The following is a 15,772-nucleotide window of genomic DNA, read 5'->3' on the forward strand; positions in this document are numbered from 1 at the left end:
GCGCGCCAGGCGGCGTTTCCGGCTCTATTTCCTCTCCTCCAGTTCGCGCAGCAGAAAGGCGTGGAGCATCGCCGCGCGCACGGCATCCTCGGCGTGATCGGCACCGACCGAATGACCGCCCTCCAGATATTCGTGGTAATAGACGCGGTTGCCGTATTCCTCCAGCTTCGCAGCGAACTTGCGCGCGTGGCCGGGGTGGACGCGGTCGTCCTTGGTTGACAGGTAGAGGAAGATCGGCGGATAGGAGACGCCGTCGCGCACATTCTGATAGGGCGAATATTGCGCCATGAAGGCCCAGTCCTCCGCCTTGTCGGGATCGCCATATTCGGCGACCCACGATGCGCCCGCGAGCAGGTGCGAATAGCGCTTCATGTCCTTGAGCGGCGAGCCGGAGATCACCGCGCCATACAGGTCGGGACGCTGCGTCATCGCCGCGCCGACCAGCACGCCGCCGTTCGACCGGCCCGAAATCGCGATCCCACCCTTTGCGCTGACCCCGGTCTTCACCAGATCCTCGGCGACCGCGTGGAGGTCATCGAAGCTGTTCTGGCGCTTCTCGCGCAGCGCCGCCTGATGCCAGGCGGGGCCATATTCGCCGCCGCCGCGGATATTGGCGAGCACATAGGCGTTGCCGTCCTCGACCCAGAACAGGCCCAGCGGTCCTGCGCGATAGGGCTGGCCGGTCAGATAGCCCGGCGTCTGCGCCGCGCGAAAGCCGCCATAGGCATGGACCAGCGCCGGGACCGGCCCCTTCGTACCGGTCTTGCGGACGAGGAAATAAGGGATTTTCGTTTCGTCCTTCGAGGTGGCGAAGCGCTTTTCGACCGTCATGCCCGCCGCATCGAAGGTGGCGGGCAGGCTTTGCACCGTTTGCGCCGCGCCGGTCTCGGCGACGGCATACAGCGTCGGCGGGTCGAGCATGGTCTCGCTGGTCGCCAGCGCGATATCACGCTTGCCGATCGTGCTCACGAGGTTGACCGTCGCATTGGTCGCGAGCGGCACCTCGCGCTGTGACCAGGCGCCCGTCGCCGCATCGCGGCGCACGGCGAAGAGCTTGCCCTCGACATCGTCGAGCGCCTTGACCCACAGCAGGTTATCGCTCGCCGCGACCTCCTCGATCGCCTGCGCGCGCGTCGGGGTCATCACTGGCACCATCGCCGTCTGGCGCCCCACTGCCATGTCGGCAAGCGACATCGCGACCAGTGAGCCTTCGGCGATCGCGCCCGCCGACTTGTTGAGGAAGACGATCGCCTGTCCGCCGAGCACGTCGCGCAGGTCGGCGGTGTCGGGGATCGGCGCGGTGACGAAGCGCGATCCGTCGGCGCTCGGGATCAGATAGTCGGTCGTGTAGAAGCTCTTGCCGCGCCGGATCAGCGTCCACAGCCGGTCGCCGTCGACGAGCGTGAAGGGCGCCATGCTGACGTCGCTCGTCTCGCCCTCGGCCACCACGGCGGCATCGGACAGCGGCGTGCCGCGCTTCCAGCGTTTGACGATGCGCGGATAGCCCGAAGCCGTCATGCTGCCCGCGCCAAAGTCAGTCGCGACCAGCAGCGTGTCGGCATCCTCCCACGCGACATTGCTCTTTGCTTCCGGCAGCGCGAAGCCGCCGTCGACGAAGCGGCCGGTCGTGCGGTCCCATTCGCGCACGACGTCGGCATCGGTGCCGCCGGGGCTCAGCGAGACGAGGCAGCGGCGATATTCGGGGGCGAGGCAGTCGGCCCCGTGCCAGACCCAGCTTTTTCCTTCCGCCTTGCCGAGTGCGTCGACGTCGATCAGCACCTGCCATTCGGGCTTGCCCGCCAGCCAGGCGTCGAGCGGGCTTTGGCGCCACAGGCCGCGGGGATTCTTCGCATCGCGCCACAGGTTGGTGACGACATCGCCGATCACCTCGTCGGGCATGGCGATCTGGCGTTCGTCGTCGAGGATCGCACGGGCGCGCCGGCGATCCGCCTCGAAGCCAGGGCGCGACAGGATCAGTTTGTCGGTGGCGGCATTTTCCGCCTTCACCCAGTCGAGCGCCTTCGCCCCCTCGATCTCCTCGAGCCACAGCCAACGATCCTCTTCTTCCGCCGCGGCCGGGGCGGCGGCGGACAGCGAACAGGCTAGGGCAAGCGCGGCAAGGCTGGCGCGGATCATCATCATCTCCCCTGAAGCATCCTTTGGCTGATGCTGTGCTAGCATCATCACACACCGCGAGGGAAGGGGCGACCGATGCGTCGGATCAGTTACCGCTCTTACTGGTCGATGACGACCGTGCCCGGATGATGCTTGTCGAGGTGCTTCTTGATGATCTTCAGGTTGCGCGTGTTCGACCGGAACAGCAGGTCGAAGGCGTCGCCCGCGAGCGGGATCGCGCCAAGCGCAGTGTCGACGCTCAGATTGCCGATCATCCGCCAGATCTGCCATTTCGACATGCCGAGGTTGCGCGCCTCCCATATGATATAGGCGCCCATCACCGCGGTGATCGCGTCGCCGACCACCGGAACGAGGCCGACGATCGCGTCGAGCCCGACCGGCCGGTTGATACCGGGGATGGTGAAGCTGCGTTCCAGAATGATTTCCAGCGTCTCGACGCGCTTGCGCAGCGCCGCCGGATCGCGCCGGTTGGGGATCAGCGCCTCGAAGATCGCGTCGGTATTCGGGGACGAAGGGGCCATCGGGGTCCTTTCAGCAAGCGCCCGAAGCTGGGCGCCGTCCGATCAGGTGGGGGCGGCGATCAGGCGATTCAATGGGTGCTGGGCGCGGGCGTTGGCGCGCAGTCCGGTGGTCCGCTGCGACGCGACCGACCAGCGCAGCGGCGTCGCGAGCGGGATGAAGGGGACATAGCGGGCGAGAACCGCCTCGGCCTCGGCGATCTGCGCCGCGCGCAGAGCGGGGTCGTCGTTGAGCGCGGCACGGTCGATCAGCGCCTGCGCTTCGCGATTGCACAGCGTGTCGCTGCGGCACGACAGTCGGCGCAGCGGCCACAGCGCATCGTCGTTGGGCGTCACCTCGTCGATCAGCTTGAGGTCGGTTTCGGCGTCGGCGTCGACGCGGCGGCTCGGCACCCCGATCGCCGCGAAATCGGCGGCGACATAGGCGAAGAGGATGCGCCCGCCGGGCGAATCGGGCACGGCGATGCGCAGCGGCGCGATGTCGCCGCGCGCCGCGCGCCAGCGGTCGACGACGCGCCGCGCCTGGATCAGGCGCGAATCGTCGTCGAAATCGGCCCACGCGGGCAGCAGCGGCGCCGGGCCGCCGTCGCGACGGTAAAGCGCCGGGCGCAGCGTCATCTGCGGCTGCCATTCGGTGAGCCCGAAGGCATCGACGAGCCGCTGCCGCCGGATCGCGCGCACCAGCGCCTCGCGGTTGGCGTCGGTGGCCAGAAATCCCTCGGCGCGCACGAACGCCAGCCCGAACAGGCCGGGAACCGGATCGACGACAAGGCGCGAGCGCCCGATATTCGACGCGACGAAATAGGGCAGCGTCGAAAAGCGCCCGCCGATCACCGCGTCGGCATAGCCGTTCTTGAACCGCGCCAGCGCGCCTGCGGGCGACGTTCCGACGAGTTCGATCGAGGCGGCGGGATCGTTGGCGGCTTCTTCGGCCTCCTCGGGGTCCTCCGCGAGCGGATCGGGAACGGGCGACAACAGCATCGCGCGGCCATGCCGTTTCGGTCGCATCGGTCCCCAGCCCATATCCTTGTCGACGATCGCCATCGACGGTTGGGCGAGCAGTTCGAGAATCGCGGGCTGCGGCGCGGCGAGGCGGATTTCGATGACGCTGTCGGTCATCGCCTTGATCGTCTCGATCTCGGGGAAATCGTCGCGCAGGACATGTCGGCTGCGCGGCGACAGATAGGTGCGCAGGATCGCGGCGACGCGTTCGGCCGTCACCTTGCGGCCGTTGCTCCATTTCGCCTCGCGGATGCGGAAGATATAACTGAGCCCGTCGCCGGTCACCGTCCAGCGCTCGGCGAGGCCGACGTCGATCTGCCCCTCTCCATCATAGCTGACCAGCCCCTGCGCGGTCGCATCGAGCAGTGCGGCATTGGCGGCCGACAATTCGCCGTTCGCCGGATTGGCGGCGGGATTGAGCGGCCCGATCGCCGCGACGCGGACCGGCCCGCGCTCGCCGAACAGCCCGCAACCGGCAAGCAAAAGGGCCAGAAGCCCGGCCGGGACGAACCGCGCGCCGTTGCCGCCAGCCTTCATGACCTGCCTCTCCTCGCTGGTGCGGACGGCGGGACTCGAACCCGCACACCCAGATGGATAGCAGATTTTAAGTCTGCTGCGTCTACCGATTCCGCCACGTCCGCGTGCCGTGCGCCGGTCAAGCCGAAGGGGGAGGGGAGGTCAAGCGATCTTTGCCGCTTCACCCGGCGAACGGGGTCGGCTAGACCGGCGCGATGACGGCCGTGCTCCAGATTTCCAACCTCGGCAAAACCTACAAGAGCGGCCACCGCGCGCTGAGCGGCGTCGACCTGACGATCGACAAAGGCGAGATCTTCGCGCTGCTGGGACCGAACGGCGCGGGAAAGACGACGCTGATCGGCATCGTCTGCGGCATCGTGACGCCGAGCGAGGGGGCGGTGACCGTCGGCGGGCACGATCACCAGCGCGACTATCGTGCCGCGCGGTCGATGATCGGGCTGGTGCCGCAGGAACTTCATACCGACGCGTTCGAAAAGGTCATCACGACGGTCAGCTTCTCGCGCGGGCTGTTCGGCAAGCCGCGCGATCCGGCGTTCATCGAGCAACTGCTGCGTGACCTGTCGCTGTGGGACAAGCGGAACGCGAAGATTCTCGAACTGTCGGGCGGCATGAAGCGCCGCGTGATGATCGCCAAGGCGCTGTCCCACGAACCCGAAATCCTCTTTCTCGACGAACCGACCGCGGGCGTCGATGTCGAACTGCGCCGCGACATGTGGAACATGGTGCGCGGCCTGCGCGACCGCGGCGTCACCATCATCCTGACTACCCATTATATCGAGGAGGCTGAAGAGATGGCCGACCGCGTCGGGGTGATCAGCAAGGGCAAGCTCATCCTCGTCGAGGACAAGGACGCGCTGATCAAGAAGCTGGGCCGCAAGACGCTGACGCTCAACCTGTCGGAGCCGCTGGCCGCCCTTCCCGCCGGGCTCGACGACTGGTCGCTCGAACTCGCGGGCGAGGGGCACGAACTCGTCTATGAATTCGACAGCCAGGCCGAGGCGACCGGCGTCCCGTCGCTGCTGCGGCGGTTGAGCGATCTTGGCATTCCCTTTCGCGACCTCCACACACGGCAAAGCTCGCTCGAGGAGATTTTCGTCGGGCTGGTCCACGAATCGAAAAGCGACGACGCGGGCGCGCAGGGGGCCACGGCATGATCGGGAATTTCCGCGGCATCCGCGCCATCTACGGGTTCGAAATGGCGCGCTTCGGGCGCACCTTCTGGACCAGCCTGCTGCTCCCGGTGATCACTACGACGCTCTATTTCGTCGTCTTCGGCTCGGCGATCGGCAGCCGGATGAGCGCGGTCGGCGACGTGCCCTATGGCGCCTTCATCGTGCCGGGGCTGATGATGCTGACGATGTTCACCGAAAGCATCAGCAACGCCAGCTTCGGCATCTACATGCCCAAATGGACGGGGACGATCTACGAGATGCTCTCGTCGCCCATGTCGCCGCTCGAACTGCTGATCGCCTATGTCGGGGCGGCGGCGACGAAGTCGGTTATCATCGGTGCGATCATCTTCGCGACCGCGCACCTGTTCGTCGATGTCCAGGTTGCGCATCCGTTGCTGATGGCCGCCTTCATGGTGCTGATGGCGGTGACCTTCTGCCTGTTCGGCTTCATCATCGGCATCTGGGCGCAAAGCTTCGAGCAGTTGCAGGTCATCCCGCTGCTTGTCGTCTACCCGCTGACCTTCCTCGGCGGCGCCTTCTATTCGATCGACATGCTGCCGGCCGCGTGGCGCGCGCTGACCTTGTTCAACCCGGTCGTCTATCTGATAAGCGGCTTCCGCTGGACCTTCTTCGACCGCGGCGATGTCGGCATCGGCGTCAGCATGGGCGCGGTCGCGATCTTTCTCGCGCTGTGCCTTGCGGTGATCTTCTGGGTGTTCCGGACGGGATATCGGCTCAAGAATTGAGGCAAGCACATCGCCAACCGCCGTAAGATGTGACCCCCTCAGTCGTTCAACCGTTCGCGCATTTCCTTGCCGGGCTTGAAATAGGGGACGTTCTTCGCCTTGACCGCGACCGGCGTCCCGGTGCGGGGATTGCGCCCCGTTCGCGATTCGCGCGCGCGCGTCGAAAAGGCGCCGAAACCACGCAATTCCACCCGTCCGCCCGCAGCGAGCTGCTCGATGATGGAATCGAAGAAGGCGTCGACGATCCTCTCGACCTCCTCCAGGCGCAAATCGCTGTTTTCGCTCGCGATCTTCTGAACCAGTTCTGACCGGATCATCTGCTTCCCCTAAATGTGCCACGCGCATCCCGCGGACGCGGGTTATCCGGCCGTTGCCGGCGACGATGCGTAGGACCCCTCCCGACGCGGCGCCGAGATTATCACGAATCGCTATCCCGTCAAAATCTATCGCCGAAAGAAAAAGGCCCGCAGAGGGACACTCTGCGGGCCTTTTCTTCGCTCTGGCGCGAAAGGAGGAAATCAGTCCTTCTTGCCGGCCTTCAGCGCCTCGCCGAGGATGTCGCCGAGCGACGCACCCGAGTCCGACGAGCCGTACTGCGCGACGGCCTGCTTCTCTTCGGCGATCTGCAGCGCCTTGACCGAGAAGGTCGGCTTCTTCGAACGGTCGAAGCCGGTGACCATCGCGTCGAACTTCTGCCCGACCTGATAGCGCTCGGGGCGCTGCTCGTCGCGGTCGCGGCCCAGGTCGGCGCGCTTGATGAAGCCCGTCGCGCCGTCGTCGCCGGCCTGCACTTCCAGCCCGTTGTCGCGGACTTCGAGCACGGTGACGGTGACGGTCTCGTTCTTCTTAAGCGAGCCGGAGCCGGCGCCGGCGCCGACCGCCGGAGCACCCTTTTCAAGCTGCTTGATGCCGAGGCTGATGCGTTCCTTCTCGACGTCGACGTCGAGAACGACGACCTGCACCTGCTCGCCCTTGCGGTGGAGATGCAGCGCTTCCTCGCCCGAGATGCCCCAGGCGATGTCCGACATATGGACCATGCCGTCGACGTCGCCGGGCAGACCGACGAACAGGCCGAACTCGGTCGCGTTCTTGACTTCGCCTTCGACGACCGAACCGATCGGATGCGCTTCGGCGAAGGCACCCCAGGGGTTCGACTGCGCTTGCTTGAGGCCCAGCGAAATGCGGCGCTTGTCGCTGTCGACTTCCAGGACGATGACGTCGACTTCCTGACTCGTCGAAACGATCTTGCCGGGGTGGACGTTCTTCTTGACCCACGACATCTCGCTGACGTGGACCAGCCCTTCGATGCCCGGCTCCAGCTCGACGAACGCGCCATAGTCGGTGATGTTGGTGACGGTGCCCTTCAGTTTGGCGCCGACCGGATATTTGGCGGCGACGCCTTCCCACGGATCGGCCTCAAGCTGCTTCATGCCTAGGCTGATGCGCTGCGTGTCGCGGTTGATGCGGATGATCTGCACCTTCACCGTGTCGCCGATATTGATCACCTCGCTCGGGTGGTTGACGCGCTTGTAGCTCATGTCGGTGACATGGAGCAGGCCGTCGATGCCGCCGAGGTCGACGAACGCACCGTAATCGGTGATGTTCTTGACCGCGCCTTCGATGATCTGACCTTCTTCCAGGTTCTGGATCAGGCCCGAACGCTGTTCGGCGCGCGTTTCCTCGAGGATCGCGCGGCGCGACACGACGATGTTGCCGCGGCGACGGTCCATCTTCAGGATCTGGAAGGGCTGCGGCAGGTCCATCAGCGGGCCGACGTCGCGCACGGGGCGGATATCGACCTGCGAACCCGGAAGGAAGGCCACCGCGCCGCCGAGGTCGACGGTGAAGCCGCCCTTGACGCGGCCAAAGATGACACCCTCGACGCGGGCTTCCTTGTTGAATTCTTCTTCCAGCCGGTCCCAGGCGGCTTCGCGGCGAGCACGGTCGCGGGACAGCATGGTTTCGCCATTGGCGTTCTCGACGCGGTCGACATAGACTTCGACCTCGTCGCCGACCTTCAGGTCGGCCTTCTGGCCCGGCATCGCGAATTCGCGAAGCGCCACGCGGCCTTCGCTCTTCAGGCCGATGTCGATCACTGCCAGGTCGTTTTCGATCGCGGTCACGGTGCCCTTGACGACGCGGCCTTCAAAGCCGCCGTCGGCGCCGCCCAGCGATTCATCGAGCATCGCGGCGAAATCGTCGCGCGTCGGAAAAGCCGTAGAGGCCATAGATGATTTCCTTACTTCACATGTTTCCGGCCAAGCGGTTGGGTCCGCTGGTCTTGTGGCCGAACCGTCCTGCCCGCCGAATGCGAAACAGGACGTCGTCGGGGCGCCTCGCAAGGTGAGCCACGGGCAAAGCAAAAAGGGCGCGACGAGGGTGCCCCGTCACGCCCGACGCTCCGGTGGGAGCGACGGTTCATCCGTGCCTCGACCGGCAAACCGCCCGTCGGACGGCGCGCATATAAGCGGGGAGGCGGTTTTCGGCAAGGAAAAAGGGCGTGCCGGTCGAGACGGCTGAGCCTTGAATGGTGGAGCAGATGATATTCGCGCAGAGGCGCAGAGATCGCAGAGGATTTTGGTTCACGCGGAGACGCGGAGGCGCGGAGATTATGGTTTGGGCCGATAGGCCCTTCTTGCTCCCCCGCATCGCGGTTCCAGATAGGTTGCAGAAGAAAGCCGCTTCGCGGCAAGCGCCATCTCTCCGCGCCTCCGCGTGAATCCTTTTCACTTTACCCTCTGCGATCTCTGCGCCTCTGCGCGAATATCTTCTTTCAGCCCCGCTTCCCGACTTTATCCTCGACAAATGCGATCGCTGCCATGATGCCCGCATCCCGGTCCAGCGTCGTATTGTCGAGCAGCAGTGCATCCGCCGCGCGGCGCAGCGGTGCGTCGGTGCGCCCGGTGTCGCGCGCGTCGCGGGCATGGATGTCGGCGAGCACCGCGTCATAGGTGACTTCGACGCCGCGCCCCAGCATCTCTGCATGGCGCCGCCGCGCCCGCTCCTCTGGCGTGGCGGTCACGAACAGCTTGGCGTCGGCGTGCGGCGCGATCACCGTGCCGATGTCGCGTCCGTCGAGCACCGCGCCGCCCGGCTGGTTGGCGAAATCGACCTGCCGCTGGAACAGCGCCGCCCGCACCGCGGGATGGATCGACACACGGCTCGCGAGGCTGCCGGTGCTTTCATAGCGCAGCGCCGGATCGTTCAGCAGACTGTCGGGAAAATCGCACGCGGCGAGCGCATCGTCCGCATCGTCGGGATCGCCATGGTCGAGCTGCGTCTGATAGCCGACGGCGCGATAGAGAAGCCCCGTGTCGAGCACCGGCAGCCCGAAATGCGCCGCCAGCGCGCGCGCGATTGTCCCCTTGCCCGAAGCGGTGGGACCATCGACGGCGACGATCATGCCTGCAGGCTTTCGAGCAGCGCCTCGAAATTGGGAAAGCTGGTCGCGACCGGGCCCATATCGTCGATCGTCACCGGTGCCTTGCCGACGAGGCCCGCGACCGCGAAGCTCATGCAGATGCGGTGGTCGAGGTGGCCGGCGATGGTCGCGCCGCCGGGCAGCGGGTCGCCGCCGGTGCCGTCGATTGCCAGCCCGTCCGCGCTTTCCTCGACCTGCGCGCCGATGGCGGTGAGACCGGCGGCCATCACCGCCAGCCGGTCGCTCTCCTTGACGCGCAGTTCGTCGAGGCCGGTGGTGACGGTGCGCCCTTCGGCAAGCGCGGCGGCGACGAACAGGATCGGATATTCGTCGATCATGCTCGGCGCGATGGCGGGATCGACCTCGATCCCCTTCAGCGCGCTGTGACGGACGTGCAGGTCGGCGACCGGCTCGCCGCCGACTTCGCGCGGGTCGAGCAGTTCGATATCGCCGCCCATTGCCTGCAGCACCTCGACCAGCCCGGCGCGCGTGGGGTTGAGGCCGACATTGGCGATGACGACGTCCGATCCGGGCACGATCAGCGCCGCGACGATGAAGAAGGCCGCCGACGAGGGGTCGCCGGGGACGGCGATCGTCTGCGGCCGAAGCTCGGCCTCGCCGCGGATGTGGATGCGGCGGGTGCCGTCGCCGTCGGTCTCGACGTTCAGGTCGGCGCCGAAGCCCTTCAGCATCCGCTCGCTATGGTCGCGCGTCGGGATGGGCTCGATCACCTCGGTGATGCCCGGCGTGTTCAGTCCCGCGAGCAGCACCGCGCTCTTCACCTGCGCCGACGCCATCGGCAGGCGGTAGGCGAGGGGGATCGCCGGCGCGAGGCCGCGGACCATCAGCGGCAGGCGCCCGCCGGGCGAGGCCGATATGTCCGCGCCCATCTGCGACAGCGGGTCGATGACGCGTCCCATCGGGCGGCTCGACAAGCTGGCGTCGCCCGTGAAGGTGACGGTGATCGGATGGCTCGCGACAAGGCCCATCAGGAGGCGCGTCGAGGTGCCGCTGTTCCCCATTTCAAGCGCTTCGCGCGGCTGGAGCAGGCCGCCTACGCCTACGCCGTCGATTACCCATTCGCCGTCGCCCGTCCGCTCGATGCTCGCGCCCATCGCGCGCATCGCCGCCGCCGTCGCGAGCACGTCATGCCCTTCGAGTAGCCCCGTGACGCGGCTCGTGCCGACCGCCAGCGCTGACAGCATCAGCGCCCGGTGCGAAATGCTCTTGTCGCCGAGAATCGCGATCTTACCTTTCAGCGGAGCGGAAGCGGAAAAGGCGCGCGGGCTGGGGTTGGGGTCTGTCATGGCGTGCGGCTTTTGACAGCGGGCAAACAATCTGGCAAGGCGCACGCCGATTTGGCGGGTGGCTGTTCCGGTGCCGCCCTTTCTCCGAAATTTATCTTATTCCTTCAAAGGGTTACGAGGCTTCTATGGTAAAGGCTGAATGGGGCGCGAAGCGAAGCTGCCCGAAATGCGCGACGCGATTCTACGATCTGACCAACGACGACCCGGTCACCTGCATCAACTGCGGCTATGCCTGGATTCCGGAATCGGTGCTGAAATCGAAGCAGCCGATGCCGTTCGAGGAAGTCGAGAAGCCCGGCAAGGCCAAGGAAGAGGCGGCCGACGACGATCTGGATCTGGACGTCGATGTCGACGAGGACAGCGATTCGCCCGACAATGACGTCGATCTGGGCGGCGACGACGATCTGGGCGTCGCGACCGGCGACGACGAGGACGACGAAAACTGACAATCGGACGCATGGGGCCAAAAAAGCATCGCGCGATGCATTTGGCCCCTTGCATATGGGACACGCGCTGGTAAAGGCGGCGTCCCGATCGCATCACCCAGAGCGATCGTCCGAAATGGCGCGGGGCCTTAGCTCAGCTGGGAGAGCGCTACAATGGCATTGTAGAGGTCACCGGTTCGATCCCGGTAGGCTCCACCATTTCGACAACCCGACCCGGAAACGGCCCGATGCGACAGCATGCGGGTCTTTTTCTTGCGAAACTGACAGGGGACGTCAGAGCGCGAGTTCCTCTTTCTCGAATAGCGGTTCCAGCATGATCGGATCGGCGAGCGTGATGCGGTCGAGGATCGAGGCGGTGTCGTCGCGCACCCGCAGCATCAGGCTGCGCAGCCGGCATTCACTTTCGGGCAGGCAGTTCTTGCAATGCTCGTGCGCGTTGCGCGCCGCGCAGGGCACGAGCGCTAGCGATCCGCGCGTCAGCCGGACGAGGTCGCCATAGCTGATGTCGACCGGCGGCAGCGCGAGCTGGTAGCCGCCATCGCGCCCCCGCTGCGAGATCAGCAGCCCCTCGCGCGCCATCTCGGACAGGATGACGGTCAGGAATTTGGGCGGGATGTTCTGCGCGTCTGCAATATCCGCAAGCTGCACCTGCCCCTTGCCCCAATGGTCGGCAAGATGCTGAAAGGCGCGGATCGTGTAGCGGGTCTTTTGCGAGAGCATGGCGGCGTTACTGTGACATATTCCAGCTTAATTCAACCTGTCTGGATGAGATTCGGGAAAGGTTGATGAAAATCACAGTGGGTGGCATGAATCGACGCCAGTGGGATCGCGCAGTTTGCCCGTTTCGGGCGCGACAAGGAATTAGGGCGATGCGGAAGCTATTCGAAGGCCCGGCGGTTCTCGCGGCGTGCATGCTGGTCGCTGCGCCGGCCCAGGCACAGTTCGGCGGCCTGCTGCGCAAGGTGACAACGCCGGCACCGAGCCCGAGCAGCGACGACAATGGCGGTTGTCCCAAGGGCAAGAAGGGCAGCGGCGTCGGGCGCAGCATATTGGGCGGAGTGATCCGCGATGCCGTCGGCGACGCGGCGAGCAGGGCCGGCGTCTACAGCTATGTGCCGATCGCGGAGGTTAGCGGGACGCTGACAGATGCGATCGCCTGCCGGCTCGATCCCGCCGAACAGGTGCAGGCGGCGCAGGCGACCGAAGAGGTCACGCGCGGCGAGGCGGTGGGCGCGACGTCGAACTGGACCAGCGAAACGCGCGAGAATGTCAGCGGTTCGTCGACCGTCGCGTCGATCAATCAGGAGGACGGCGGCCGCAAGTGTATGACCGTCAACGATTTCATCATCGTCGACGGGGAAGAGACGCGCGTCACGAAGCGGATGTGCAAGGGGCCGGACGACGCGCGCTATGTCCTGGCTGCCTGACCTGTCCCGCGTGCTGGCGGGGGCACTGGCGCTGACCTCGCTGACCGCGGCGACCGAGCGTGACCCACTGAACCCCACCTGTCCGCTCAATCCCAACTGGTCGACCAATGCGACGATGACGCTGACCGTCGAGACGCGTGGTCGGATGAAGGTCATGCTGGCCGAAGGGCGGGTCGATCCGGGCCTGCCCGAACGCCTCGCCGCGGCGCTGAAGGCCAACCCCGACGTCAGCGAGATCTGGCTGCGTTCGCCCGGCGGCGACGCGCGCGCGGGCAATGCGGCGGGGCGCATCATCCGGTCGAACACCGGTCTCGGCACGCGCATCCCCAGCGGCTGGGCCTGCTTCAGCGCCTGCAACTTCGTGTTCATGGGCGGCGCCCCGCGAATCATCGAACCCGGCGGCGAGTTCATCGTCCACATGTTCACCAGCACCGGCGACCGCGCCGCGATCGACCAGAGCGTGGCGATGGGCACCGATGCGACCACCGAACTGATCGGCGACGTCGAACAGGACAGCGCGCTGCTGGCGAGCGAGGACAATGACTTCCTGATCCGGATGGGCGTGTCGCGCAAATTGCTGACCGAGGTGATGTATCGGCAAAAGGCGGTCAAGGGCAGCGGGGCGGACAAGTCGACCCGCCGCTGCCTGACGCTGGAGGAGGCGCTGAAATATGGCGTGACCTACGCGGTCGAGTGACGGGGGCGTCGCAACGGACGTTATCCCGCCGAAGTATCAGGCGGCATCACGATGAAGCGTCCGGAATCTTTCACTTCTCCGTCATTGCTGCCCCGGACCTGATCCGAGGAAAGCAACCCAGAGTGTGCGTAAACCGCTCTGGATTGCTTCGCTGCGCTCGCAATGACGACAATGCCGGATTCGGTGGTGAAGGGCTTACTGCCCCTTGAACGCGGCCTTGCGCTTCTGAAGGAAGGCCGCGACGCCTTCGACCGCATCGGCGCTGTTGCCGGCGCGATACTGGCCCATCGCCTCCGCATCGAGCGTATCGGAATAGCTTTGGGTCAGCCCGCCGCGCAGCACCTGGCGCATCGTGCCGAGCGCGACCGTCGGGCCGCTCGCAAGGCGCTTCGCCAGTGCCTGGGCTTCGGCCATCAGGGCGTCGTCCGCGACCGCCTTGTAGATCAGGCCCCAGTCTGCCGCCTGCTCGGCCGGAATCTTTTCGCCCAGCATCATCATCTGCGTGGCGCGCGGTAGGCCGATCAGCCGCGGCAGCAGCCACGACGATCCGCCGTCGGGGATGAGTCCGATGTTGACGAAGGCCTGGAGGAAATAGGCGCTCTTGCCCGCGAGGGTGAAGTCGCCCGACAACGCGAAGCTGCATCCGACGCCGGCGGCGGGGCCGTTGACCGCGGTGACGACGGGAATGTCGAGGTTCGCGAGCGCGAGCAGCATCGGATTGTAATGGTTGCGCAGCGCCTTGCGACTGTTAGCGCCGCCGCCGACCGCCGACGCGCTGCGGTCGCCTGCCAGGTCGGCGCCCGAACAGAAGCCGCGCCCTTCGCCGGTGATCAGCAGCGCCCGCGCGCCGAGCACGCCCATCCAGTCGAGCGCCGCGCGAATATCGTCGGCCATCGCCGGTGGCATCGAGTTCAGCCGCTCAGGCCGGTTCAGCGTGATGGTCGCGACATCGTCGGCGACGGCAAGCTTGATCGTGTCGAAGGTCGGAAGGTCGGTCATGGGGAAGAAATCCTCTCGGGGCTGCTTTACCTTTACGTTCACGTAAGGATGTGACCCATTTGTGGGGCGAGTGCAAGGGGGAGGGGAGATCGGATGGCGACGGCTGGAAACGACCGATAGCGGTCATGGGCGCCAACCTTGAATCGGATTCGCGCAGAGGCGCAAAGATCGCAGAGGCGCGCGCGCTTCATCTCTGCGATCTTTGCGCCTCTGCGCAAATTTCGTGGAATGCCAGGTATCGGCCGAAGCGCGATATTCCTTTTCTCGTCACCCTGAACCGGTTTGGCAATTATCCCTTTTCGACAAGTCACTGTTCCCCGGCGAAAGCCGGGGTTCAGATGGCACAACGCTGCCCCGCGTGGACCCCGGCTTTCGCCGGGGAACAGCTCCCTACTTGCCTGAAGGGTACATATCCCAACCTGTTTCAGGGTCCATGGTCTGCCGTTTCCTTCGGCGCGGCGCCGATTTCGAGTCCCGGCCATGGATGCTGAAACAAGTTCAGCATGACGAAGGTGAAGGGCGGGCGCTACTCCCGGAACCGCAGCGCTTTCCTAATATCGGGGCATGATAGCCCTTTCGCGATGCGCCGCTCCGTTCGCCCTCTCTCCTCCCTTCCGCCACGGCTTCAGCCCGGCTCAGGAGACGAAATGGAGGGGGACGTCGTGTGACTTTCGTATACTTTGAAATAAAATGTCGCGGGTGATTCGCCATATGTCGATAGGCCCTATTCGTCACCCACCCGCACGAACCGCATGGTGCCCTCGGCGCGATGCAATGTCAGGCCGCGCTCGGTGCGCTCAGCGCACGCACCCTCGAAATCGACGACGCCGATGTCGTTGGGTTCGATGATCACGCGCAGCTTGCCGCCGTCGGCTCCGGTCAGGTCGAAGCGCGGCGCGGTGATGCCGTAAATCGGCTCGCGCACCTCGATCCAGCGCGGGATGCGCGGGTCGTCGTCGGGCATCGTCCAGCCGTCATATTGGGTGTAGCCGTCGATCGGCGCGCCGCTGTCGAAACCGATCGTGAAATCGACGCCTGCGATGGTCCGGCCGTTCGGCCAGGTGACGAGGATGGTGGGCACCGCGCCGTCGATCTCGCCGGTCGTGCCTTTCGACATCGTCGGCGGCACCGGCTTGGGGTCGGTGGTCAGGCAGATCATGGCCCCGCGCGCTTCCCAGCGCCCCTCGGCGCGTTCGTCGAGCGCGCCCGCAGCGAGCCCATATTGGAAACGCCCGTCGTTCCTTATCAGCAGGCCGCCGCCAACGTCGGGGCCTTCGGCAAGGCCGTATTCGCCGATGAACGGTGAATCCTGCGCGGCGACGGGCGCGCCGATCAGCGCGAGGGCAAAAAGGGAGTTTCGCATT

General features: G+C 65.8%; 15 protein-coding genes and 2 tRNA genes. 6 read left to right on the top strand and 11 right to left on the bottom strand.

The genetic code is table 11. The annotated features are described in order from the left end of the window. Positions 1 to 24 precede the first annotated feature (24 nt). The 4 genes from AC2S9W_RS11735 to AC2S9W_RS11750 all read right to left on the bottom strand — a co-directional run bounded on the left by AC2S9W_RS11735 (position 25) and on the right by AC2S9W_RS11750 (position 4,297). Positions 25 to 2,136, bottom strand: coding sequence for a prolyl oligopeptidase family serine peptidase (locus AC2S9W_RS11735; RefSeq protein ID WP_076077904.1), 2,112 nt, complete (start codon positions 2,134 to 2,136; stop codon positions 25 to 27). 98 nt (positions 2,137 to 2,234) lie between these two features. Continuing rightward, positions 2,235 to 2,657 (bottom strand): DUF4112 domain-containing protein, encoded by a 423-nt coding sequence (locus AC2S9W_RS11740; protein WP_076075710.1) that lies wholly within the window; start codon positions 2,655 to 2,657, stop codon positions 2,235 to 2,237. 42 nt (positions 2,658 to 2,699) lie between these two features. Beyond that, positions 2,700 to 4,193 (bottom strand): ABC transporter substrate-binding protein, encoded by a 1,494-nt coding sequence (locus tag AC2S9W_RS11745; RefSeq protein WP_076075708.1) that lies wholly within the window; start codon positions 4,191 to 4,193, stop codon positions 2,700 to 2,702. A 17-nt stretch (positions 4,194 to 4,210) separates the two neighbouring features. Further along, positions 4,211 to 4,297: transfer RNA gene (locus AC2S9W_RS11750), tRNA-Leu, on the bottom strand. Positions 4,298 to 4,387: 90 nt separating this feature from the next. Here AC2S9W_RS11750 and AC2S9W_RS11755 point away from each other — a divergent pair. Both AC2S9W_RS11755 and AC2S9W_RS11760 read left to right on the top strand, forming a co-directional pair. After that, entirely contained in the window at positions 4,388 to 5,347 is a 960-nt protein-coding gene (locus tag AC2S9W_RS11755; RefSeq protein ID WP_076075705.1) for an ABC transporter ATP-binding protein, read from the top strand. Beyond that, the gene (locus tag AC2S9W_RS11760; RefSeq protein WP_067184276.1) at positions 5,344 to 6,111 is read left to right on the top strand and encodes an ABC transporter permease; all 768 of its coding nucleotides are present in this window, start codon (positions 5,344 to 5,346) and stop codon (positions 6,109 to 6,111) included. The genes AC2S9W_RS11755 and AC2S9W_RS11760 overlap by 4 nt, the downstream gene beginning before the upstream one ends. A gap of 38 nt (positions 6,112 to 6,149) precedes the next feature. Here the strand turns inward: AC2S9W_RS11760 and AC2S9W_RS11765 are convergent, their stop codons facing one another. The 4 genes from AC2S9W_RS11765 to aroA form a co-directional block, all read right to left on the bottom strand. Beyond that, the gene (locus AC2S9W_RS11765) at positions 6,150 to 6,428 is read right to left on the bottom strand and encodes an integration host factor subunit beta (RefSeq protein ID WP_067107492.1); all 279 of its coding nucleotides are present in this window, start codon (positions 6,426 to 6,428) and stop codon (positions 6,150 to 6,152) included. Between the two features lie 201 nt (positions 6,429 to 6,629). Beyond that, the gene (gene rpsA / locus AC2S9W_RS11770) at positions 6,630 to 8,339 is read right to left on the bottom strand and encodes a 30S ribosomal protein S1 (protein ID WP_067107495.1); all 1,710 of its coding nucleotides are present in this window, start codon (positions 8,337 to 8,339) and stop codon (positions 6,630 to 6,632) included. 545 nt (positions 8,340 to 8,884) lie between these two features. Beyond that, entirely contained in the window at positions 8,885 to 9,514 is a 630-nt protein-coding gene (cmk, locus tag AC2S9W_RS11775; protein WP_067184272.1) for a (d)CMP kinase, read from the bottom strand. Then, entirely contained in the window at positions 9,511 to 10,839 is a 1,329-nt protein-coding gene (gene aroA, locus AC2S9W_RS11780) for a 3-phosphoshikimate 1-carboxyvinyltransferase (RefSeq protein ID WP_067184269.1), read from the bottom strand. Before aroA ends, cmk begins: the two co-directional genes overlap by 4 nt. A gap of 125 nt (positions 10,840 to 10,964) precedes the next feature. Between aroA and AC2S9W_RS11785 the strand changes: the two genes are divergently transcribed. Together AC2S9W_RS11785 and AC2S9W_RS11790 are read left to right on the top strand one after the other, a co-directional pair. Further along, positions 10,965 to 11,285: an FYDLN acid domain-containing protein gene (locus tag AC2S9W_RS11785; protein ID WP_067107503.1), complete on the top strand. Its 321-nt coding sequence runs from the start codon at positions 10,965 to 10,967 to the stop codon at positions 11,283 to 11,285. Positions 11,286 to 11,407: 122 nt separating this feature from the next. After that, a tRNA-Ala gene (locus AC2S9W_RS11790) sits at positions 11,408 to 11,483 on the top strand. Between the two features lie 75 nt (positions 11,484 to 11,558). On the opposite strand, the gene AC2S9W_RS11795 is transcribed toward AC2S9W_RS11790, so the two are convergent. Further along, a complete protein-coding gene (locus tag AC2S9W_RS11795) occupies positions 11,559 to 12,005 on the bottom strand; it encodes an RrF2 family transcriptional regulator (protein WP_067107506.1) in 447 nt (148 codons plus the stop codon). Between the two features lie 149 nt (positions 12,006 to 12,154). Between AC2S9W_RS11795 and AC2S9W_RS11800 the strand changes: the two genes are divergently transcribed. Together AC2S9W_RS11800 and AC2S9W_RS11805 are read left to right on the top strand one after the other, a co-directional pair. Next, a complete protein-coding gene (locus AC2S9W_RS11800) occupies positions 12,155 to 12,712 on the top strand; it encodes a hypothetical protein (RefSeq protein ID WP_486570881.1) in 558 nt (185 codons plus the stop codon). After that, entirely contained in the window at positions 12,696 to 13,409 is a 714-nt protein-coding gene (locus AC2S9W_RS11805) for a COG3904 family protein (RefSeq protein WP_067184265.1), read from the top strand. The genes AC2S9W_RS11800 and AC2S9W_RS11805 overlap by 17 nt, the downstream gene beginning before the upstream one ends. Positions 13,410 to 13,604: 195 nt before the next feature. Here the strand turns inward: AC2S9W_RS11805 and AC2S9W_RS11810 are convergent, their stop codons facing one another. Next, positions 13,605 to 14,408: an enoyl-CoA hydratase-related protein gene (locus AC2S9W_RS11810; RefSeq protein WP_067184262.1), complete on the bottom strand. Its 804-nt coding sequence runs from the start codon at positions 14,406 to 14,408 to the stop codon at positions 13,605 to 13,607. Between the two features lie 724 nt (positions 14,409 to 15,132). Further along, complete coding sequence (locus AC2S9W_RS11815; RefSeq protein ID WP_424538173.1) at positions 15,133 to 15,771, bottom strand: hypothetical protein; 639 nt, start codon at positions 15,769 to 15,771, stop codon at positions 15,133 to 15,135. Position 15,772 lies beyond the last annotated feature (1 nt).

The organism is Sphingopyxis sp. 550B (assembly GCF_057401805.1).

What these genes read in the sequence shown, in the direction of transcription:
- AC2S9W_RS11745 (WP_076075708.1), bottom strand. Translation starts at nt 4,193, where the DNA reads ATGAAGGCTGGCGGCAACGGCGCGCGGTTCGTCCCGGCCGGGCTTCTG.
- AC2S9W_RS11785 (WP_067107503.1), top strand. Translation starts at nt 10,965, where the DNA reads ATGGTAAAGGCTGAATGGGGCGCGAAGCGAAGCTGCCCGAAATGCGCG.
- AC2S9W_RS11735 (WP_076077904.1), bottom strand. Translation starts at nt 2,136, where the DNA reads ATGATCCGCGCCAGCCTTGCCGCGCTTGCCCTAGCCTGTTCGCTGTCC.
- AC2S9W_RS11760 (WP_067184276.1), top strand. Translation starts at nt 5,344, where the DNA reads ATGATCGGGAATTTCCGCGGCATCCGCGCCATCTACGGGTTCGAAATG.
- AC2S9W_RS11810 (WP_067184262.1), bottom strand. Translation starts at nt 14,408, where the DNA reads ATGACCGACCTTCCGACCTTCGACACGATCAAGCTTGCCGTCGCCGAC.
- AC2S9W_RS11755 (WP_076075705.1), top strand. Translation starts at nt 4,388, where the DNA reads ATGACGGCCGTGCTCCAGATTTCCAACCTCGGCAAAACCTACAAGAGC.
- AC2S9W_RS11800 (WP_486570881.1), top strand. Translation starts at nt 12,155, where the DNA reads ATGCGGAAGCTATTCGAAGGCCCGGCGGTTCTCGCGGCGTGCATGCTG.
- AC2S9W_RS11805 (WP_067184265.1), top strand. Translation starts at nt 12,696, where the DNA reads ATGTCCTGGCTGCCTGACCTGTCCCGCGTGCTGGCGGGGGCACTGGCG.
- AC2S9W_RS11765 (WP_067107492.1), bottom strand. Translation starts at nt 6,428, where the DNA reads ATGATCCGGTCAGAACTGGTTCAGAAGATCGCGAGCGAAAACAGCGAT.
- aroA (WP_067184269.1), bottom strand. Translation starts at nt 10,839, where the DNA reads ATGACAGACCCCAACCCCAGCCCGCGCGCCTTTTCCGCTTCCGCTCCG.
- rpsA (WP_067107495.1), bottom strand. Translation starts at nt 8,339, where the DNA reads ATGGCCTCTACGGCTTTTCCGACGCGCGACGATTTCGCCGCGATGCTC.
- AC2S9W_RS11795 (WP_067107506.1), bottom strand. Translation starts at nt 12,005, where the DNA reads ATGCTCTCGCAAAAGACCCGCTACACGATCCGCGCCTTTCAGCATCTT.
- AC2S9W_RS11815 (WP_424538173.1), bottom strand. Translation starts at nt 15,771, where the DNA reads ATGCGAAACTCCCTTTTTGCCCTCGCGCTGATCGGCGCGCCCGTCGCC.
- cmk (WP_067184272.1), bottom strand. Translation starts at nt 9,514, where the DNA reads ATGATCGTCGCCGTCGATGGTCCCACCGCTTCGGGCAAGGGGACAATC.
- AC2S9W_RS11740 (WP_076075710.1), bottom strand. Translation starts at nt 2,657, where the DNA reads ATGGCCCCTTCGTCCCCGAATACCGACGCGATCTTCGAGGCGCTGATC.